The organism is Pseudalkalibacillus hwajinpoensis, assembly GCF_015234585.1.
GTDB classification, from domain to species: Bacteria; Bacillota; Bacilli; order Bacillales; family Guptibacillaceae; genus Guptibacillus; species Guptibacillus hwajinpoensis_B.
In genome coordinates this window covers 1,041,211-1,059,994 of the sequence record NZ_JADFCM010000008.1, presented here as the reverse complement: position 1 = coordinate 1,059,994, position 18,784 = coordinate 1,041,211, and the positions used below count along the sequence as shown (strand labels likewise).

Sequence of the window (18,784 nt, the reverse complement as noted above, 5' to 3'; positions counted from 1 at the left end):
GCGGGATTTTTATTTAAAAACATTTGATTTTCAAACAAATAGGCTACTCGCCATTCCGCGGGTGCCTGTCACCTGCTTGAAATCATGCCATACAGCGGTTATATTGGCCAAATTTAGAAGATATTGGCCAAATTCGAATTATATTAGCTAAATCCCATTTTTATTGGCCAAATCTCAAATATATTGGCCAAATCAAAAAAGCTGCCAGAATCCTCCGGCAGCTTTCCTTCTATCCCTTACAGATAAATCACCTTATGCTTATCGTTAAACGGAAGCTCAAGTTCCATCACTTGATCCACAAAATCCATACCATGCCAATTTAAATAATAGACTGCGTTCCACTTCCGCTCTTGAGGCGCTCCGTTAGGTTTTAACGCAAAGCCTACTTCATCGAATTTATCCAGCGTATTTTCATGCTGATACTCGAGTGATTGATAAAGTTTTTGCTGAAGAAGATCAAGCTGTCTTTGAAGAAATTGGCCATTTTTTTCAGCAAAGCGATTAAGTCCATGATCAACGGATGCTGTTAATTCGCGAAGGTTTTGATGAATGTCGTCCACTTTCAACTTAGCATCCTTAAATGTAGCCCCGATCCCTACATCATCTAAATGACGCACGTAGGATTCTTTCGAGTGATCAATCCCTGACTTTAGGATTTCATCATCTGATAAAGAGAGATCATCGATATACTTTTGAATATGTCGCTCTATAAACGTAAATGTCAGTCTCGGCAAGATGACAGGCATTTTTATTCCGAAAGTATGAAAGGCTGGCTTCAGTAAAGCCCAGTAAGCAAGTTCACCTGGTCCAGCCACGAAACCTAGCACAGGAAACATGACATCTTGCATGATCGGTCGCGTCACAACATTGTTACTTAAATCTTCCGGCTGACGTTCCGCTAATTCAAGCAGCTCTTCTTTTGAGTAGGAAACGGAAGCGGTTTTCCCCTCAAACCTTCCGTTTATTCGTTCTAGTAAAATCCGTTCGCCGTTTACCTTTACGAATAAATTTGCTTGTTGGTCATCAAGATCGACACCAATTGGATAATTCTCTTCACGAAGATGAGCCGCCTGGGTTAAAACACCTTCATTGATTGTTTCATTTTGATGAATCATTTGTTTAAACGCGTCCGTCTGTAGACGGCGAAAATCTCGGTTACCTGAATCTACGAGCACAAGTCCATGCTTTGAAAAAAGCTTTGTCATGATGTAACAAAAATGATCAACGTACGTATTAGATTTCTCAGTTACACGTTCTAGAAACCCTTGAATCTCTTTCGTATAAGATGTTTCGCCAAATCGTTTGAGCATGTCACGCGTCCAAGAGTTAATCGCATCATGATCAAGCGATATATCAGACAATGCCTGCTTTGTCATTTGCTTTTGAGGCACTGCCTCTTTGCGCTCTCGCCCTTCAACATACGAATAAATATGATTGACTTCATGATAATCATGATCTTCTCCCGCTACCCAAAAGATAGGTATAACAGGTACACCTAGCTTTCGTTCTTTCTCTGCTGCTAATTTAATGACCGATATTGCTTTATTGATCGTATAAAGGGGACCAGTTAACACCCCAGCCTGTTGCCCTGCAACAACAGTTACCGCTTCTGGCTGTTGTAAACGCTCGATATTTGCAAGCGCCGGTCCTTCTGCTTCAAATTGCTCATTAAACTCCATCAAGTGTTCCGTTAAATTCGCACGATCTTGATGACGTTCCATTAACTCTTCGTATCGCTTTTCATATGAGGAATCATGCTGATATGTATAGTCAAAAAAAGCTGAGATTCCTTTTTTCTCAGCAATGTAATCTGTCGCAATGACATTTGATCCTGGAAGGAATGTTTCTTTGAGTTTCATTTATATTTCTTCCTTTCTTGACACAAATGCGGAACTCCGCCTATTTAATCCTTTGTTAGTATATCAAACTTCCTCATTGCTACCAAAAAAAAAGCTTATAAGTTAGACCGATAGAATTCGGTGAACTAACCCAATAAGCACTAAAACAATATACCCTGTAGAAAACAATAGAAAATTAAAACGCCACGCACCTTTTATCACTTTGTGAATCTCGACATCATCTTTCATTTTCCAATGAAGCACGGTAAATGCACCAGCCGCCCCAATAATCATTAGTAAAATGACCCAAAGAAATGATTGACCAAGTAATTCAACGAGAATAAAGTGAACGCTTAAGATAAAAAAAATCGTTGAAACATCTACCGCAAGACGAAAGGAGAACTTTTTCTTCCGCGTCGTTTTTACCGTAATAATATAGACCAGGTACCAGGCAAGCAGCGGAATGGTTACGGCCGTCGCTACAATCCATGATAAGAGGTTTTCCATTTCATGAGACTCCTTTCTCTATCTATTTAACATCTCAAGACCCTTCACACTGTCGTAGACAAACCTGGAATAAGGAACGTATTGGCCATTTAATTCAGCTTCTTTAAGAATAAAGCCTGTGATCGCATCGATCTCTGTCACTCTTCCCGCCTTTAAGTCCGCAAGCATAGATGACGTATTCGAGCTCGTTCGCCTGCATATAAGCTGCGTATCATTCCAAGCATCTTCATACTCTAATTGAAGTACGCGACAGGTCTCTTTAACTAATTCTCGCATCACACTATAAAACCTTGGATTTTGGAGCAACTCTCCATTTGTTACGTGATAAATTCCGCTGAGAGGATTAATCGCACAGTTCACAATAAGTTTTTTTGCAAGCATCTGGTACCAGTCACTTTCATAATAAATCGGAAAATCCCTAGTTGAGAGGTTTGCAAGCGGATTAGGAAGGCCACTGAATGCACTCACTCTTATAACGCCGCTTCCTGTGTGTTCGACCGTTCTCTCATCTACCTTCTTAGCGCCATGCTCAATAACTCCAACTAGAATATTATGCTGTAGCAATGATAAATGAGAAAGGTGCCCCATGCCGTTTTGTACAAAAAGGATATCAGGTAAATGGTTATCCCGGTATACCTTTTGAATCATCTTTATAACAGAGGGAACTTGATTTGATTTCACTGCAACAACTAGTAAATCCGATTCGTCCCCCGGCAGAAGATGCGTGGATCGAACATGCGCTACACGTATATTTTCTCCTTGTTTATATGTAATCCCTCGATTGAGCTGATCAGCTTGTTCATTTCGATGACATACGACTGTAACGACGTGCTCTTCCATCGCAAATTTTGATGCTAACAGTAAACCGATTGATCCAGCTCCGATAACCGTAATATTCAACTTTCAAGTCACCCTCTTGTCTAACACATGATATTCTTCTTAAAGTTTAGCACAGGTTCTCGTCAATGATGAGTAAAAAATCCCTTAACAGTTAAGTTAAGGGATTTTATGGCTTTTATACAGGATAAACAGGGTGTTTCTTATCTGGCGCTGCCACTTCTTTTGATTCATAGTAGCTTAATCGATCCACTAAAACTTCTCGCAGCTCACTTCCGGGAACTATGTCATCCACAATCAATTCAGAAGCAAGTTTGTAAATATCAATGTGTTCTTTATACTCCTGATGCTTCTCTTTGACGTATTTCATACGTTCCTTAGGATCCTCAATCGCATTTATCTTATTAGCATAAACAGCATTGACTGCAGCTTCAGGTCCCATTACGGCAATTTGTGCAGTCGGAAGAGCTATGCAGCAATCAGGTTCAAATGCAGGGCCTGCCATCGCATACAACCCCGCTCCATAAGCTTTTCTCACGACTACCGAGATCTTTGGTACCGTAGCGGAGCTCATTGCCGCAATCAATTTAGCGCCGTGGCGAATAATCCCAGCACTTTCAACTTTCGTTCCAATCATAAATCCAGGAACGTCTGCAAGAAACACGAGAGGAATATGATAGGCATCGCAGAGCTGAATAAACTTCGCACCCTTATCTGCAGAATCAACGAAAAGAACGCCGCCTTTAACCTTTGGTTGATTGGCAATCAATCCAACTACTCGTCCATCTATTCTAGCAAAACCAGTAATCAACTCTGGCGCAAAGAGCTTCTTCATTTCAAAAAAGCTTTCACTATCCACGAGTGCCTCAATTAAGTCATACATGTTAAACGGCGCATTTTGATTTTCAGGTACGATATCACTGATCGACTTTTCAAGCGAAGGTAGCTTACCTTCTAGATGAGGTGTGCGCTTATGGAAATTCCCCGGAAAATAACTAAGGTAGTTCCTTCCAAGCTCAATCGCTTCCTCCTCGTTTGCAGCAAGAACGTCACCGCACCCGCTTGTACTGCAGTGCATTCGTGCACCACCCATTTGTTCTAACGTTACTTTTTCCCCTATTACTTTTTCAGCCATCCTAGGTGAACCAAGATACATCGACGCGTTTTTATCGACCATAATGACAATATCACAGAAAGCTGGTATGTATGCGCCACCGGCGGCTGAAGGTCCAAACAGCAAGCAAACTTGTGGTACCATTCCAGACATTTTCACTTGATTATGAAAAATCCTTCCAGCTCCACGTCGATTTGGAAACATTTCAAGCTGATCTGTAATTCTAGCTCCGGCTGAATCGACCAAATACAAGAGAGGTACTTTCAAGCTCATTGCTGTTTCTTGAATGCGAATAATCTTCTCAACCGTTCTCGCACCCCAAGATCCTGCCTTAACTGTAGAATCATTGGCCATCACACAAACCTTTTCTCCATTCACTTTGCCAATCGCGGTGACAACTCCATCTGCAGGAAGATCTTTCGCATGATAGTTCGCGAATTTACCATCTTCCGTATATTCACCGTTATCAAATAGAAGCTTAAGTCGGTCACGCACAAAAAGCTTATTCGATTCCTTTAGCTTTTGATGGTATTTGTCAGACCCACCACCTTCTACTTCTGTAGCTTTAGTGGCTAAAAGTTCTTCAAGATGATTCATTTTGAATCCTCCTTTGTTTTTGATTAGATCGAGCGCTCGTTCAGCTAGCTTCCTTACTTAACGGTAACGAGAACATCACCTTCGTTAACAAAATCACCAACGCTTACTTTCACCTCTGTGACCGTTCCTTCCTCTACACCTTCAATTGGAATTTCCATCTTCATCGATTCAAGCATCACAAGCTCCTGACCTGCTGTAATTGAATCTCCTTCTCCTACCATTACGTTTAATACCGTTCCAGCCATTGATGCTTTTATTTCTTGCATTTTCATCATTCCTTTTCTAATTGATTATTTTTTCATAAGATGACGAGCTAAATAAGACGTCGAATAATTCCCCTCTTGAAAATGACGTTCACCTAGTAATTGGGTAAACAACAGACCATTATGCTTGATCCCAGTTAATGAGAAATCCTTAAAGAAAGCCTCTCCTTTGTCGATCGCTTCTTTACGAGTAGCGCCTGACACAATAATTTTGGCAATCATCGGATCATAGAACGGGGAAACGCTTGAACCACTTTCGTAGCCTGCATCAATCCGAACCCCTTCTATTTCAGGAAACTTTAGCGTTTCAATTTTGCCAGGTGATGGCATGAACGATGTTGGGTCTTCTGCATATAGCCTAAATTCAATACTATGACCAGTTGGCACAATATCTTCTTGCTTCAAAGGTAAGTCTTTACCTTGTGCAACAAGGAGCTGCCATTCAACTAAATCTACTCCAACAGTTTCTTCCGTGATCGGATGCTCTACTTGTAACCTGGTGTTCATTTCTAGAAAATAAAAGTTTTCATTCTGATCCATCACAAATTCTACTGTCCCAGCATTTGTATAATGAACATGCTTAGCAGCTAATAAAGCAGCTTCTCCTATTTGAACACGAGTCTTTTCAGACAAAAAAGGTGATGGCGTTTCTTCAAGCACCTTCTGATTACGCCTCTGTATCGAGCAATCTCGTTCGAACAGATGGACGATATTGCCATGATCATCTCCTACAATTTGCACTTCGATATGGCGCGCATCGTCAATGAATTTTTCGACGAACATCGCCCCGTTACCAAAATAGGCTTTAGCACGGTTCTGACTTGATACGAATGCTTTTTCTAACTCTTGATCATTTTCACAGCGCTGCATGCCAATCCCGCCTCCGCCTGCAGCTGCTTTTAACATGATCGGGTAATTGATTTCATTTGCAAATGCGATCGCTTCTGTCACATCCTCAATTTCACCACTGCCCGGAACGACCGGTACCCCTGCTTCTTGCATTGTTTTTCTCGCGGTGATTTTATCACCCATTGCCTCAACCACATCAGCAGATGGTCCGATAAAGGTTATCCCTCTCTCTTCAATCTTTCTTACAAAAGAGGCGTTCTCAGACAAGAAGCCATATCCGGGATGGACAGCATCCACCTTCTCTTCTTGTGCGATTCGAAGAATTTCATCCTGATTTAAGTAGGATTTAGCTGCTGGTGGATCTCCAATGTGATGAGCAGTTGTTGCTTGGTTTACGTATGGAAGATCTTTGTCAGCGCTAGAATAAACAGCAACCGTCTCTATTCCTAGTCTGCTGCATGTTCGAATGATTCGTTCAGCAATTTCGCCACGGTTTGCAATTAGGATTTTTTTCAAACTATCGCCCCTCTCATTACAATCATGAACCAGGTTTTTGAAAACCCTTACATTTATCATATCATTAATTCCGCTTCACGTTTCAATAAATATTCAAATTATTCCTTTTATACTTTGTTTTTTGAAATGAGGAAAAGTTTCGTGTTTTCGGTTATAATATAAATGAGAAGGAGTTTATACTTCTATTCATCTTAGAGATTAAATAAGCACATTTGACGGAGGGGGCCGCTATGGTAGACTTAACAGTTCGTCCACTTGTAATCAATTACAAAACTCTTGAGGAGTTTAAGAAATTTAAAGAGTTCGGCATTCAGGAACTTTCCATGATGGAGGATCTTCAGGATAATATCATCGAAAACGATAGTGAATCGCCATTCTATGGCATCTACTACGCTGACAAACTAGTAGCTAGAATGAGCCTTTATCGAATCGATGGAAAGTATGATCGTTACTTCGATCCACCACAGGATTACCTGGAGCTTTGGAAGCTTGAAGTGCTTCCGCAGTATCATAATCGAGATTATGGTTCGACTCTTGTTAATTTCGCAAAAACATTTAATGTTCCAGTGAAAACAAATGCGAGACAAGGTTCAGGTGAATTTTGGGAGAAAATGGGGTTTGAAGCCGTTACGTATCAACCTGATCGTGATCGAGGCGAAAATCCGTATGTTTGGTACCCAGAAGGCGTTTCCGAACAAGAATAATAAAGAAATAGGAGCAGCCCCGGCTGCTCCTATTTCTTTATTTTCTCTAAATTCCCATTAGCATCCATCTGAAATCGTAAATTCCCTTGATCTTCTTCTTGGAAAATAACCATTTTTCTCGCTTTTTCCATGATCTCTAATAAAGATTGATAATCTTCCTGTACTGACATATATTCTTTCTCTAGTTGATGAAGATGCTGTTTGAGTTGCAGGTTTTCGGCCATAGCTTCTTGTAACGAAGCTTCATGTTGATTTGATTCGGCAAGGTGCGTTTTGGATGTGATTAATAAACTGATCGCTTCGTCAATTAAATCAATGCTTCGATCCTCTTCTACCGATTCACGTTTCGACTGTGATTGGTTCTTTTTCTGTTCCTTACGCTGTTTCTTCGCTAAAGTTATCGCTGCTTCGTACTGTTTTCGAATCAAGGAGTTCCATCGGAAACCGCACGCAGCCGGCGTTCGAGAAAGTGTTTTCCCTACTTCCTCAAATGCAGCTAGTTGTGTGCTGAATTCTCTTATATGACGTAAAACGACTTCGGCTAACAACACATCTTCGTCTTTTGACCATGCATCCTGGCGAATTGGTACCAAGCGCAATCCCCCCAATAACCGTTTTACAGTCATCTTATGCATTTACTAGAGGTAGTAGACTCTTCTATTCATGAAAGAATCTATTTTCTTATCTATTTGATCAATTTCAGATTAAGTCAATCGCTAAAACATCTATAAAATGAGCTATGATAGCTAATTGTGTTAACTTTAAGGCATAGGATACTACGGAGTTAACGACTACCACTTTTATTCAAGAATTTTGCCACAGCTTTATGGTGCTCTTCGGTCGCCCATAGAATCGCACAGCTTCTTATTTCTTTCTCAACTCTATCTCGAATCAGATTTTGATCTAGACTAGTTAACCAATAAGACTTATAAGTAGAGAGGATCAAAGGAGAACGCTTTAACAGATTTTCTATGTATTGATAAGCATCGTCTTGAAAAGAAGCGTGTGTGGTTACATATGTAAGACATCCATTTGCAAGGGCTTCTTGATCAGAATAGCGATCAGCACTCATGAGCATTTTCATCGCTTCCCCATGATTCATTCTTGTTAGAGCATACGTGGATCCGCCCCAGCCTGTCGTTAGCCCGATCGATCCCTGGATGAAACCTACTTGAATATTCTTTTTCGCTATCCGAAAGTCACACGCAATAGCAAGTTCAAGCCCACCTCCAACAGCATGACCATTCAGTAGAGCCACAGTTGGTTTCTGACAGAAAAACAAGCGGTCTAGCACATCACCCATTTTCCGAAGCATCGTATACGCCTGCTCTTCTGTGTAAAGTTCCTTAAAAGCCTTTACATCCCCACCGCTACAAAATACCTTATCTCCGCTTCCGGTTACAACGAGGTATTTTACATTTGGATCTGATTCCGCCTTATCAATTGCCGCCATTAATTGATCCATCACCTCGTAATTAATCGCATTTCTTTGCTCAGGGCGATTAATCGTAAGAATTGCTGCTTCGTTACGACTCTCCACTCTTACACTCGCCATCCATCATCCCACCTTATATAGTTCAAATTATTGAGCGCTCATTCTTTTTACTATTCGTAGTTAAATATTTTTAAATAATCGAATAATTAAAGCGTAAAAAAAAGCAGAGAGATTTCTCTCTCTGCTTCGCAAGATTACTTGCTTACTACGTTTTCACCTTTGTAATTTCCACACTCTTTACAAACACGGTGAGAAAGTTTGAATTCGCCGCAATTAGGGCATTTTACCATTCCTGGTACTTCTAATTTATAATGAGTACGACGCTTATTTTTACGCGTTTTAGAAGTTCTTCTAGCTGGTACTGCCATTGTTTCCACCTCCTTAAAAAGTTAACTGATCTTACGGAAGTAAGGCTTAGTTATCTTCATTTTCCTTGTTGAAAAAATCAGCTAAACCGGCCATACGAGGATCAACCTTTTCTTTCGGTTGTTCTTTCGTAATGACTTCCCATCCATTTCCGGATTTTTTTGGCATTTCATCAGATTCAGAGCTGTATTTCACAACTCGAATCGGAATCTCCAAAAGTATATTTTCCTTAATATACGGAACTAAGTCAACCGTATTTCCCGAAACTTGATGAATTTCTTCATCTTCCACCTCAAAATCAACGCCACTTGTGTTTGCTTCAAGCACAAATGTCTCCATTGGGCGAATTACGAACGGAAAATCAACATCCTCTAGTGTATTGGCACATGGAAGAACCATTTTGCCTTTCACTGTAAGATGAAAGGTAACCTTATTACCATGAAACGATGTTTCTCCGGTAACATGAACTGGTGTAATCTCACGAATATCTGGATTACGTTCCTTCAGTTCCTCTACATTTACTTCTTCGTCAATTGTAAGGCCTTTTAGTTTAAAGGACTTCAATTGTTCAATTGACCATTTCATCTGTATATCACCTCAAGGCAACAAAAGTATTATAGCTACAAAATACGTAAATGTCAATATTTTTTCTTTACACCAGTTGTTTCATCGTTAATCTTGGTATAATGTTTATCATACCAGAGGAAAAACCTTGAATTCAACTAATAAAAATGTACGTCCCTTATACAACGGACAGAGAGGAGCAGCCGAATGACATCTGCTGGAGTTATTGTGGAATATAACCCTTTTCACAATGGACATTTGCATCATTTAAATGAAACAAAAAAAGCGGCCAACGCTGATGTAATCGTTGCAGTCATGAGCGGATCTTTTCTTCAGCGAGGAGAACCAGCACTCGTTGATAAATGGACACGAACACAAATGGCATTAAAAAACGGGATTGATCTTGTAGTAGAATTACCTTACGTATATGCTACCCAAAAAGCGGAAATTTTTGCGAAAGGTGCTATCTCAATCTTAAATTCACTCGGAGTCGATTACGTTTGTTTCGGAAGTGAATCTGGAGACATCGAAGAGTTTCAAGAGACTGCATCGTTTATCGAAATGCACGAGAAAGACTACAACGAACGCATTAAATATTATATGGGACAAGGTAACAGCTATCCGAAAGCTTCTTCACTAGCTTTTGAAAGCCTTGAAGGACACGCTCACGTTCTTGACCTATCACAGCCCAACAATATATTAGGCTACCATTATGTGAAAGCCATACAGGCACAGAATGCCCTCATCGAACCATTAACGATACTTCGTACAAAAGCAGGCTACCATGATCAAGACTTCGTTGATAAAAGAATAGCAAGTGCGACTGGCATTCGACGAGAATTATTTAAAGGGAGTTCTCTTGATCAAATTCAGGCTTACGTGCCAGAACCAACTTATTTTGAATTAACAAACTATCAACGGACATATGATTCTTTTCAGGGATGGCATAACCTTTATCATCTGCTTCGCTATAAGCTGCTTACTTCTAGTAACGTTCACCTTTCCTCCATTTATGAAGCGGAGGAAGGACTTGAGAATCGTCTAGCTACAATGGCGAAGCAAGCCCAAACGTTTCAATCCTTCATGGAACTCGTGAAAACGAAACGGTATACATGGACAAGAATCCAACGCTTAGCGCTCCATATTCTAACACAAACAAGTAAAAATGATATGTTGCCTGCTTTGGAGAACAAGGCTGCTCCTTACGTTCGAATTCTTGGTATGACGAAAGCTGGAAGATCATTCCTTAATGAAAGGAAAAACTCTCTTCCCGTTCCTCTTGTATCGAACATCAACCAGTTTGATCATCCTTTTCTTACAGTTGAGAGGCGCGCTAGTCAAGTTTATGCGCTTGGCTATTCAGGTTTCCATCAAGAAGCGTTTCTACAAAAAGAGCATAAATCCGTGCCAATTATGATCGATTAAAAAAATCACCCTGCTATTATGGCAGGGTGATTTTAATAAGTATCCAACGATCACGTTTTACTTCACGTCTAATTGCTTTAAGTAGTCAATAGCATCCTGGAATGTTTCGACTGGGACAATTTTCATATCTGTATCGATATCTTCTGCCGCTTCCATGGCATCATCGTAGTTGGAGTGAGCCACTGGGGCGAAGAATATTTCAGCTCCAGATCCATCAGCTGCAACGATTTTTTGTTTAATCCCGCCGATAGGTCCAACCTCTCCACTTTCATTAATCGTACCTGTTCCGGCAATGTCGTACCCTTTTGTCCAATCTTCTTTGGTTAACTGATTGTAAATTTCTAACGTGAACATTAGCCCGGCTGATGGTCCGCCAATTTCATCTGTATTGATATTAATAGAGGGATCTGTTTCAATTGACGTTGCTGTTACTGGACCAGTGATACCAACGCCAACTTTATCATCCTCTGTTCCATATGCTTTAGGGAATTTCGAGAAACCTAGCTCTATCTGCTTTTCTTGATCGCCTCTTTTGATCGTCATATTAACCGTATCTGACTCCTCATAGGATCCTAGTTCATCAAGTAGCTGTTCCGTTTCCTCAATCCTTTTCCCTTCAACCTCAACAATCAAATCACCAAGTTCTAACTTCCCATCTGCCGGCATGCCTTCTATTATACCGGTTACTAGGACACCATTTTTCGTGATTTTTATCTCTTTCTTTGCGGCTTCATAAGCAACGATTGTGGCACTCGTTTGTGAATTAGCCATCACATCAAGCTGTCTTTGGTGATACTCATCGTCCGATTCACCTTCACGCTTAATTAAGTCTTCTGCGATCAATTCATGATACTCATTAAATTGCGCCCATATATACTGAACTAAGTTTGCTTCTCCGACTCGGACAGTCGTGAGCATAAACTCTCCACCATCTTGTGAGCCACCTTCAACATTGATTACTTCATCTAACACTCTTGCTTCTCCGGGTGTCGTTACATAATATGGGAGGTCAATGAATGTAACGGTAGCAACCAATACAATGATAATCGCCCACACATAGGTGAATCTCTTTGTGCCTCGGTTCATTTATTTTTCTCCTTCCACACCTCCACCGCCTGATGAATTTGATCAAGGTGGCGGTAGGCTTCTTCCTCTCCAATTTTAATAATATCCATCACATTCGTAAATGCTCTTGATTGAAATGATTCTAAGCCAGGTTTAATCATGACATCTGCATTAATTTCATGAAGCCTTACCATTTCATTTTGCATAATATCAATGCTTTGCATAATCACGTCAATAATTGATGTAACATCAGGCTCTTTCTTTACGTTTGAAACATCAACAGCAATCACAAGATCTGCCCCCATTTCTCTTGCTACAGATACGGGAACACGATCAATCACACCACCATCAACAAGAAGCCTATCACCTATTTTTTCAGGGACAAGAATTCCCGGAATAGCGATGCTGGCTCTAACAGCCTGTGCAACAGGACCAGAACGAAAGACTACTTTCTCTCCTTTAATAATATCCGTCGCCACAATCGCAAGTGGAGGATGCATATCCTCAATTTGCTTTCCCTGCGTTAATGTTTCAATTAAACTCTTCACTTTATTACCTGCAATAAACCCCATCTTTGGTACGGTAAAATCCAAATAATATTTTCGTCGAAAAAGCGATGCCATTTTCTCCATCGTATTGACATCGTGTCCCGATCCATAAATTGCCCCTACTAAAGAGCCCATGCTGCTTCCTGCAATGTAATCAATTGGTATTTTTTCTTGAATAAGTACTTTTAACACCCCTAAATGAGCGAATCCCCTCGCTCCTCCAGAACCGAGAGCTAATCCGATTTTAGGACGGTTCATTGAGAACGCCTCCCTGTCTATACCTGCTTAATCATATGGTCTAATTGTGCCTCACATACGTATATTTTAATTATCGGACAGGTTTGATGCATATTTGAATTGACTTAAGACGATCAAATAGTGGGAGGAATGTACTTGTGAACGTTCAAGTAGTGAAAACATTATTGCTTGCAACGTCAGTTACGATCGTTGCTCTCGCCGTTATTTTATTTCCAGAACACACTCTACAAGCCTCCAAAAGTGGATTATCAATGTGGTGGAATATTGTATTCCCCTCTTTATTACCCTTTTTTATTATTTCTGAACTGTTGATTGGTATTGGGGTTGTGCGATTTATAGGAATTCTATTAGAACCTTTGATGCGACCACTATTTCGTGTACCAGGATCAGGTGCCTTTGTTTTTGCTATGGGAGTTGCCTCAGGATTTCCTGCAGGAGCGAAATACACAGCACACCTTCGCCAAAACAATGACATTACAGCCATCGAAGGCGAGCGGCTCGTTTCATTTACGAACTGTTCGAATCCGCTCTTTATCTTTGCTGCTGTTGGGGTTGGATTTTTCCATAATCCTGCACTTGGCGTTATTCTAGCTGCAGCTCACTATGGCGGGAATATCATGGTTGGACTAGTCATGCGTTTTCATCACCCGGAAGATCACCATCCAACTGTTACAATACGATCACATCAGTCGAGACTTAGTTTAGCTTTCTCAGCACTTCACGACACACGAATGAATGACAAGCGTCCATTCGGTAAAATGATGGGTGACGCTGTTCATTCTTCTATCAAAACATTATTAATGGTTGGTGGGTTTATCATTCTATTCTCAGTATTAAATGAACTGCTTTCCGTCATTGGTCTTGCACCATTATTTGCTGGAGCACTTAGGTCTATCCTGATTCTCCTTCAGCTTCCACCAGAGCTTGATGTTCCTCTGCTTTCCGGAATGTTTGAAATCACACTAGGTAGCCAGCTCGCAAGTGAAAGTTCAGCTACTTTAGTTGCGCAGGCTATGATTACGAGCTTCATTCTTGCTTTTAACGGGCTTTCGGTACAAGCACAGGTTGCAAGTATTTTGGCAGATACCGATATTCGATTTAAGCCCTTTTTTTTCGCCAGATTACTTCATGGCTTCTTCGCGGCTTTCCTAACGCTCGTCATCTGGAAACCACTCTATTTAAACTACTTATCTTCAGGAAATGGATCGCTTCCTGTTTTGAATCGAGAAGATACACCGTCCATCATTGAATCAGTTTACTCATTTCTTGAGCAAACAGGTCCCTGGATTACACTATTCTTCCTACTAACGTTCATCGTGTTATTCACACAGCAATTTAACCAAACGAAGCGAAAGGGGTTTAAGTAGAAAAAAGACCCCCGTTAGCCTAACGGGGATTCTCCATACTTTTCTCTCAGGGCATTTTCAACAATCTCAGGAACAAGGTCTGATACAGGGGCGTGGTATTTTGCTATCTCTTTCACAATACTTGAGCTTAAGAATGAATATTGATTGTTTGTCATCATAAAGAAAGTTTCAATTTCATCTTCAAGCTTGCGATTAATTGAAGCAATTTTCATTTCATATTCAAAATCTGAAACGGCACGCAGCCCGCGTAAAATCGTTGATGCTCCTACGCGTTTCGCATATTCAATTAATAGCCCGTTATGCGAATCTACTGTTACATTTGGAATGTCTTTCGTCGCTTCTTTCAATAGCTCGACCCGTTCTTCGACTGAGAACAGCGTTGATTTGCTTTGATTATTTAAAACAACAATCTTAATGTTGTCAAAAACTCTAGCGCCTCGTTTAATAATATCCAGATGACCAAATGTCACCGGGTCAAAACTGCCTGGACACACTGCAATTTTTCCCATGACTATTCCTCCTTCTCAACACCCGACTGTTCATATGTATAAATTGAAATCGTCGTTTTACCACTATACGTTTCCTCACGAATCATCCGCAAACCCGCAAATTCTTCTGGTAATGTCACTTCTTTCTTGTGTTCGACAACGATTGTTGCATTTTCCTCTAACAAATCATACGCTGTCAGCTTTTCAAGATCGTGAAGAATTTGCTCTTTATGATAAGGAGGATCCAAAAGAACAAGTGAAAAAGCTACTTCTCTTTTTTGAAGCGCTTTTAACGCTCGCTTTGAATCATTTCGAAAAACTTCCGCGGATTCCGTAAACTTCGTTTGTTCTAGGTTCCACTTAATGGTTTCAATCGCTTTATTCTCGCGATCAACAAACACACATTTCTCAATCCCACGGCTTAACGCTTCAATTCCTAGCGCCCCACTGCCTCCATATAAATCAAGCGCCATTCCGCCATCAAAAAAAGGGCCAATCATATTAAAAATCGACTCTCTTACTTTATCTGTCGTTGGTCTTGTAGAGGTTCCTGGAACAGGCTTGATATGCCTTCCTTTACAATCTCCTGCAATTATACGCATCTCTCTCACAACCTTATCCTTTCCATATTCCTACTTATCCTACCACAAAAAAAGGGAAAGCTAAAATCAATGTATAAACGAAAAGGTGATGGTGATACTAAACGTAGTAGCATCGTTCATACGAAATGGTGCTGCCAACCGCGGAGAAAGACTTACGTTTCCCCATAAGTTCTTCCTCCGGTTTCTCCTCTCCCATTTGCCTTGGCTTCACAGCTTAAGGCACCCGCAGGATTTCCTGCGGGTTTTTTTATGAAGTGATATTTACTCTCTTTTGCTCGATCAACTAAAAAGAAAGACCTTTCTTATCCAGGATCTAAATCAAGGGGCATATCGATCGCCTGAATGCCATCCCAATCATGCTGAATCCATTCTCCAAAAGTTCCTTCATTAATGCTAGTGTGACTAAACAAATAATCTTCAACGTCAGATAGTGATTGATCAGAAAGCAGTTCAGCCTCTGCAGCTGTAATAACACCGTGTAAAACTAGAGCTGCTAAGATATCCGCAATAATAAGCCCTTGAATCAATTTTTTATCGATGGTTTCCTCTCTAGCATTTCGTCCTTTCCAGTATAAATAGAGCAAGCCCCCTACTAAACTAACTAGAAGCAGAATCGAGACCATAGAGTTAACCTCCTTTCTTATCATTCTAATGCAAACGCTTTATCCTTTCCATCATAATGAATTCATGCTACATTATGAATGGATTTCTGAAGTGACTGAAAGGAGAACAACATTATGATTCAACGCTTTATTGAACTAGGAGAAGGCTATTCTGATATTTATGAATTAGTTGAACTTGCAAGAACCAATTCCCATCGTGTTCACCGTTTGTTATTACTAAAAACACTCAAAAATGACCGCCAAGTCGTATCGCCTGTCGTCGTTTTAAATCCGGCCGGAGAAGGTAACCTTCAGCCATTGTACATATCTTTAGAAGGAATCCCTTCTAAAGAGCCTTCTGTGCAACGTTTAAAGCTCTTCGAAGACCTAAGCAAGGAATTGGACGTTTCGATCATACCAATGGAAATTAAGCCTTCAAGTGAGTTTAATGAGAAGGATCTATACTTTAATTACATCATTGGTATTCTTCGTTTAAATAACCTGATTCCCCCACTTCAATAATTTCATTAACAAAAGCAGGGGCCAATGACCCCTGCTTTTGTACGTTAAGATGTTATTTCTTTGGCTTCATATATCGCTTGTTTCCGATCAAGAATTGGAAGTACTCTTCTTTTCACATAGGCTACACTTATCAATAATATAATACCTGCAAATAAAAAGAGCCCTCTTGTCCCAACAACCGCTACAATCGCTCCTCCAGTTACTGGGCCAAGCAAATTACCCAAATAGACGGCACTATTAGAAAAGCTATACGTTCTACTTTCCATTCCGGCAGGTGACAGTGTTTTCACTAGTGAATTTACAGAAGGCAGTAATCCTCCAATACACAACCCTAACAAAAAGCGCAGAACTATTAATTGCCACAGCTCCTGAACAAAGGCCTGCGGAATAGAGAAAATCGCCGCTCCTATTAATGAATAATAAAGAACATGGTGTGAACCCTTTCGATCTCCCACTTTTCCGAGTTTAGGAGAAGCTAACATATTGGCAATACCCATAACAGAAGCAGCGATCCCTGCAAATAAAGCCACATTTCCCCCTGAAGTAAGCTGTTGTACAAAGAGTGGAATAAGTGGATTCATTCCAAGAAGCGCGAACTGCACGAGAAAACCTACTAACATTAACGATAACATCGGTGAATGAACAGTTACTTTCTTGAAATCTTTAATCGCATTACTTTTTTCCTTTTTTGCTGATGGTTCTGGTTTTGTCTCTTCTTTAACAAGAAACAACACAACGAATGCCGCCAGCAAAATCACAACACCCGTAATATTAAAAATCATTCGAAATCCTAGCGTTTCAGCCATTAACCCACCAAATAACGGACCACAAATAGCACCAGCTACAGCTCCAGAATTTAAAGTGCCGAGTGCGTATCCGACGTGTTCCTTCGGTGTGTTTGTCGCTACTAGTGCAATAGCGGCAGGTATAAATCCTGAAACAACTCCATTTAACAAACGTAAGCCAAGTAAAGACCAGGGACCTGTGGCAAATCCGGTTAAAATAATCACGACAGCCATACCGAAGCCTGAACGAAGTAGCATAAGCTTCCGTCCATGTCGATCTGCCATACGTCCCCAGAATGGTGAAAATAAAAAGGCAGTTAAAAAATTCGCACCAAAAATAACACCTGACCAAAGACTAATTTGACTTTCTCCTTCTACACCAAGTTCCTGAACGTACAAAGGTAGAAACGGCATAATCATTGTCATAGCACCAAGAACTAAAAATTGACTAGCAAACAAAATCCAGACATTACGTTTCCAATTATCCATTTTGTCACTTCCTTTAATCCGACCATTATATCCTTCGGGGTTCGAAATAATCAACCATTTAAACTAGATTTTCTTTATTACGATGAGGGTACGGTAAAGATGAGTTTTTCCATAAAGCGCAAGGTGTACGAACGGAGATTTCTAAAGGTAGAGGCATAGCTTATGTACCGATGCTTGGTTTTTGGCTTTTCAAGTGAAAGGTCGCGCTGTGATGACCCAAAATAAAAAAGCCATCCTTTAGGATTGGCTTTTTAGAGTCCCATCTTGTAATCATATTGCTTTGCTTTATCAGGCTTTGCATTTTGATATTCCGTCTGCACCTCAGGACGTTTGGAAGGCTCCACTCGCTTTACAAAATGGAGAGAGTTCAAGCGCTCTTTCGTTGTTTCCAATTGATCGAGATTAATATAAATCACGACATACTTTTGTTTTGAGGAAACGTAGTGAACATTTCCAAACCTTCTTAACTGCTTGGCATGCTTCAATGACTGAATATAGACTGCCAGGCCAACTCGTTCTACAAACATGACGCGCTTCCCCTTTACTTATGAAATCTACTCGTTCGATGAACAGAGTGATGGTCATTTTATTATGATTCAGTTAGGATAACAGTAGACTGCGTTTATGAAAGGATGCTCTTCAATGAACCTTGATGAAATTTGGAGTCCATTTCTAAATCAACTAGCCACGTCAAATACCGTAAAGTCTGTTTCAAAAAAAACAATCACAGGTATTCCCTTTCTTTATCTTACAGTAAATTCGGATATCATAAAAGCTGAGATTGAAACCTTGATTAAATTAGAGGCGGCAAAATGCATGAGAGGGAAGCAATTGAGAATGGAATATTCATTCGTTCGAGAAGAAAGAAATCTTCTTGTCTATCGAGTGCGCTTTCTCGTACCACAAGAAAAGATGTTTTGCTGCGGAAACTTATGTCCTGACTGTATACGTTACCGAAATTGAAAAACCAGAGCAAAAGCTCT

22 protein-coding genes are annotated in these 18,784 nt (G+C 40.4%); 5 read left to right on the top strand and 17 right to left on the bottom strand.

Going from position 1 to position 18,784, the window contains the following annotated elements:
- Positions 1-236: 236 nt before the first annotated feature.
- From bshC to IQ283_RS17190, 6 genes are all read right to left on the bottom strand, one after another.
- The gene (bshC, locus tag IQ283_RS17215) at positions 237-1,859 is read right to left on the bottom strand and encodes a bacillithiol biosynthesis cysteine-adding enzyme BshC (protein WP_194221333.1); all 1,623 of its coding nucleotides are present in this window, start codon (positions 1,857-1,859) and stop codon (positions 237-239) included.
- Positions 1,860-1,961: 102 nt separating this feature from the next.
- The gene (locus IQ283_RS17210; protein WP_194221332.1) at positions 1,962-2,345 is read right to left on the bottom strand and encodes a DUF3397 domain-containing protein; all 384 of its coding nucleotides are present in this window, start codon (positions 2,343-2,345) and stop codon (positions 1,962-1,964) included.
- An 18-nt stretch (positions 2,346-2,363) separates the two neighbouring features.
- Positions 2,364-3,245 carry a 2-dehydropantoate 2-reductase gene (locus IQ283_RS17205; protein WP_194221331.1) on the bottom strand — a complete coding sequence of 294 codons (882 nt, stop codon included), beginning with the start codon at positions 3,243-3,245 and terminating at the stop codon, positions 2,364-2,366.
- Between the two features lie 115 nt (positions 3,246-3,360).
- On the bottom strand, positions 3,361-4,893 hold the full coding sequence (locus IQ283_RS17200) for an acyl-CoA carboxylase subunit beta (RefSeq protein WP_194221330.1): 1,533 nt from the start codon (positions 4,891-4,893) through the stop codon (positions 3,361-3,363).
- A gap of 53 nt (positions 4,894-4,946) precedes the next feature.
- The gene (locus tag IQ283_RS17195) at positions 4,947-5,159 is read right to left on the bottom strand and encodes a biotin/lipoyl-binding carrier protein (protein WP_194221329.1); all 213 of its coding nucleotides are present in this window, start codon (positions 5,157-5,159) and stop codon (positions 4,947-4,949) included.
- Positions 5,160-5,183: 24 nt separating this feature from the next.
- Positions 5,184-6,521 (bottom strand): acetyl-CoA carboxylase biotin carboxylase subunit, encoded by a 1,338-nt coding sequence (locus IQ283_RS17190; protein WP_194221328.1) that lies wholly within the window; start codon positions 6,519-6,521, stop codon positions 5,184-5,186.
- A gap of 230 nt (positions 6,522-6,751) precedes the next feature.
- On the opposite strand from IQ283_RS17190, the gene IQ283_RS17185 reads away from it, so the two are divergent.
- Positions 6,752-7,225 carry an N-acetyltransferase gene (locus IQ283_RS17185; RefSeq protein ID WP_194221327.1) on the top strand — a complete coding sequence of 158 codons (474 nt, stop codon included), beginning with the start codon at positions 6,752-6,754 and terminating at the stop codon, positions 7,223-7,225.
- Positions 7,226-7,254: 29 nt separating this feature from the next.
- Here IQ283_RS17185 and IQ283_RS17180 read toward each other — a convergent pair whose 3' ends face one another.
- The 4 genes from IQ283_RS17180 to IQ283_RS17165 all read right to left on the bottom strand — a co-directional run bounded on the left by IQ283_RS17180 (position 7,255) and on the right by IQ283_RS17165 (position 9,671).
- Positions 7,255-7,818 carry an RsfA family transcriptional regulator gene (locus IQ283_RS17180; RefSeq protein WP_194221326.1) on the bottom strand — a complete coding sequence of 188 codons (564 nt, stop codon included), beginning with the start codon at positions 7,816-7,818 and terminating at the stop codon, positions 7,255-7,257.
- Positions 7,819-8,009: 191 nt separating this feature from the next.
- Positions 8,010-8,780, bottom strand: a complete 771-nt coding sequence (locus tag IQ283_RS17175) for an enoyl-CoA hydratase/isomerase family protein (RefSeq protein WP_194221325.1) — start codon at positions 8,778-8,780, stop codon at positions 8,010-8,012.
- A gap of 134 nt (positions 8,781-8,914) precedes the next feature.
- The gene (gene rpmF / locus IQ283_RS17170) at positions 8,915-9,088 is read right to left on the bottom strand and encodes a 50S ribosomal protein L32 (protein ID WP_048309912.1); all 174 of its coding nucleotides are present in this window, start codon (positions 9,086-9,088) and stop codon (positions 8,915-8,917) included.
- A gap of 46 nt (positions 9,089-9,134) precedes the next feature.
- A complete protein-coding gene (locus IQ283_RS17165; protein ID WP_194221324.1) occupies positions 9,135-9,671 on the bottom strand; it encodes a YceD family protein in 537 nt (178 codons plus the stop codon).
- Positions 9,672-9,857: 186 nt separating this feature from the next.
- On the opposite strand from IQ283_RS17165, the gene IQ283_RS17160 reads away from it, so the two are divergent.
- A complete protein-coding gene (locus IQ283_RS17160) occupies positions 9,858-11,075 on the top strand; it encodes a nucleotidyltransferase (protein WP_194221323.1) in 1,218 nt (405 codons plus the stop codon).
- Positions 11,076-11,132: 57 nt separating this feature from the next.
- Here the strand turns inward: IQ283_RS17160 and IQ283_RS17155 are convergent, their stop codons facing one another.
- Together IQ283_RS17155 and IQ283_RS17150 are read right to left on the bottom strand one after the other, a co-directional pair.
- The gene (locus IQ283_RS17155; RefSeq protein WP_194221322.1) at positions 11,133-12,161 is read right to left on the bottom strand and encodes a SepM family pheromone-processing serine protease; all 1,029 of its coding nucleotides are present in this window, start codon (positions 12,159-12,161) and stop codon (positions 11,133-11,135) included.
- Positions 12,158-12,946, bottom strand: coding sequence for a patatin-like phospholipase family protein (locus IQ283_RS17150; RefSeq protein ID WP_194221321.1), 789 nt, complete (start codon positions 12,944-12,946; stop codon positions 12,158-12,160). Before IQ283_RS17150 ends, IQ283_RS17155 begins: the two co-directional genes overlap by 4 nt.
- 137 nt (positions 12,947-13,083) lie before the next feature.
- On the opposite strand from IQ283_RS17150, the gene ylbJ reads away from it, so the two are divergent.
- Positions 13,084-14,313 carry a sporulation integral membrane protein YlbJ gene (gene ylbJ / locus IQ283_RS17145; RefSeq protein ID WP_194221320.1) on the top strand — a complete coding sequence of 410 codons (1,230 nt, stop codon included), beginning with the start codon at positions 13,084-13,086 and terminating at the stop codon, positions 14,311-14,313.
- Positions 14,314-14,327: 14 nt separating this feature from the next.
- Here ylbJ and coaD read toward each other — a convergent pair whose 3' ends face one another.
- The 3 genes from coaD to IQ283_RS17130 form a co-directional block, all read right to left on the bottom strand.
- On the bottom strand, positions 14,328-14,822 hold the full coding sequence (coaD, locus tag IQ283_RS17140; protein ID WP_194221319.1) for a pantetheine-phosphate adenylyltransferase: 495 nt from the start codon (positions 14,820-14,822) through the stop codon (positions 14,328-14,330).
- Between the two features lie 2 nt (positions 14,823-14,824).
- On the bottom strand, positions 14,825-15,412 hold the full coding sequence (gene rsmD, locus IQ283_RS17135; protein ID WP_276511842.1) for a 16S rRNA (guanine(966)-N(2))-methyltransferase RsmD: 588 nt from the start codon (positions 15,410-15,412) through the stop codon (positions 14,825-14,827).
- A 293-nt stretch (positions 15,413-15,705) separates the two neighbouring features.
- Complete coding sequence (locus IQ283_RS17130) at positions 15,706-16,026, bottom strand: hypothetical protein (RefSeq protein WP_194221317.1); 321 nt, start codon at positions 16,024-16,026, stop codon at positions 15,706-15,708.
- 114 nt (positions 16,027-16,140) lie between these two features.
- Here IQ283_RS17130 and IQ283_RS17125 point away from each other — a divergent pair, with 114 nt between their 5' ends.
- The gene (locus IQ283_RS17125) at positions 16,141-16,527 is read left to right on the top strand and encodes a DUF7147 family protein (RefSeq protein ID WP_194221316.1); all 387 of its coding nucleotides are present in this window, start codon (positions 16,141-16,143) and stop codon (positions 16,525-16,527) included.
- 44 nt (positions 16,528-16,571) lie between these two features.
- On the opposite strand, the gene IQ283_RS17120 is transcribed toward IQ283_RS17125, so the two are convergent.
- Together IQ283_RS17120 and IQ283_RS17115 are read right to left on the bottom strand one after the other, a co-directional pair.
- On the bottom strand, positions 16,572-17,801 hold the full coding sequence (locus IQ283_RS17120) for an MFS transporter (RefSeq protein ID WP_194221315.1): 1,230 nt from the start codon (positions 17,799-17,801) through the stop codon (positions 16,572-16,574).
- A gap of 251 nt (positions 17,802-18,052) precedes the next feature.
- On the bottom strand, positions 18,053-18,328 hold the full coding sequence (locus IQ283_RS17115) for a YlbG family protein (protein ID WP_098443273.1): 276 nt from the start codon (positions 18,326-18,328) through the stop codon (positions 18,053-18,055).
- A gap of 115 nt (positions 18,329-18,443) precedes the next feature.
- Here IQ283_RS17115 and IQ283_RS17110 point away from each other — a divergent pair, with 115 nt between their 5' ends.
- Positions 18,444-18,764 carry a hypothetical protein gene (locus IQ283_RS17110; protein ID WP_194221314.1) on the top strand — a complete coding sequence of 107 codons (321 nt, stop codon included), beginning with the start codon at positions 18,444-18,446 and terminating at the stop codon, positions 18,762-18,764.
- Positions 18,765-18,784 lie beyond the last annotated feature (20 nt).

Bases quoted from the DNA above. Each gene is read 5' to 3' on its own strand.
- IQ283_RS17200 (WP_194221330.1), bottom strand. From the start codon at position 4,893: ATGAATCATCTTGAAGAACTTTTAGCCACTAAAGCTACAGAAGTAGAA.
- coaD (WP_194221319.1), bottom strand. From the start codon at position 14,822: ATGGGAAAAATTGCAGTGTGTCCAGGCAGTTTTGACCCGGTGACATTT.
- IQ283_RS17210 (WP_194221332.1), bottom strand. From the start codon at position 2,345: ATGGAAAACCTCTTATCATGGATTGTAGCGACGGCCGTAACCATTCCG.
- IQ283_RS17155 (WP_194221322.1), bottom strand. From the start codon at position 12,161: ATGAACCGAGGCACAAAGAGATTCACCTATGTGTGGGCGATTATCATT.
- IQ283_RS17185 (WP_194221327.1), top strand. From the start codon at position 6,752: ATGGTAGACTTAACAGTTCGTCCACTTGTAATCAATTACAAAACTCTT.
- IQ283_RS17115 (WP_098443273.1), bottom strand. From the start codon at position 18,328: ATGTTTGTAGAACGAGTTGGCCTGGCAGTCTATATTCAGTCATTGAAG.
- IQ283_RS17160 (WP_194221323.1), top strand. From the start codon at position 9,858: ATGACATCTGCTGGAGTTATTGTGGAATATAACCCTTTTCACAATGGA.
- IQ283_RS17110 (WP_194221314.1), top strand. From the start codon at position 18,444: ATGAACCTTGATGAAATTTGGAGTCCATTTCTAAATCAACTAGCCACG.
- bshC (WP_194221333.1), bottom strand. From the start codon at position 1,859: ATGAAACTCAAAGAAACATTCCTTCCAGGATCAAATGTCATTGCGACA.
- IQ283_RS17165 (WP_194221324.1), bottom strand. From the start codon at position 9,671: ATGAAATGGTCAATTGAACAATTGAAGTCCTTTAAACTAAAAGGCCTT.
- IQ283_RS17175 (WP_194221325.1), bottom strand. From the start codon at position 8,780: ATGGCGAGTGTAAGAGTGGAGAGTCGTAACGAAGCAGCAATTCTTACG.
- IQ283_RS17120 (WP_194221315.1), bottom strand. From the start codon at position 17,801: ATGGATAATTGGAAACGTAATGTCTGGATTTTGTTTGCTAGTCAATTT.
- rpmF (WP_048309912.1), bottom strand. From the start codon at position 9,088: ATGGCAGTACCAGCTAGAAGAACTTCTAAAACGCGTAAAAATAAGCGT.
- IQ283_RS17150 (WP_194221321.1), bottom strand. From the start codon at position 12,946: ATGAACCGTCCTAAAATCGGATTAGCTCTCGGTTCTGGAGGAGCGAGG.
- IQ283_RS17130 (WP_194221317.1), bottom strand. From the start codon at position 16,026: ATGGTCTCGATTCTGCTTCTAGTTAGTTTAGTAGGGGGCTTGCTCTAT.
- IQ283_RS17125 (WP_194221316.1), top strand. From the start codon at position 16,141: ATGATTCAACGCTTTATTGAACTAGGAGAAGGCTATTCTGATATTTAT.
- IQ283_RS17195 (WP_194221329.1), bottom strand. From the start codon at position 5,159: ATGCAAGAAATAAAAGCATCAATGGCTGGAACGGTATTAAACGTAATG.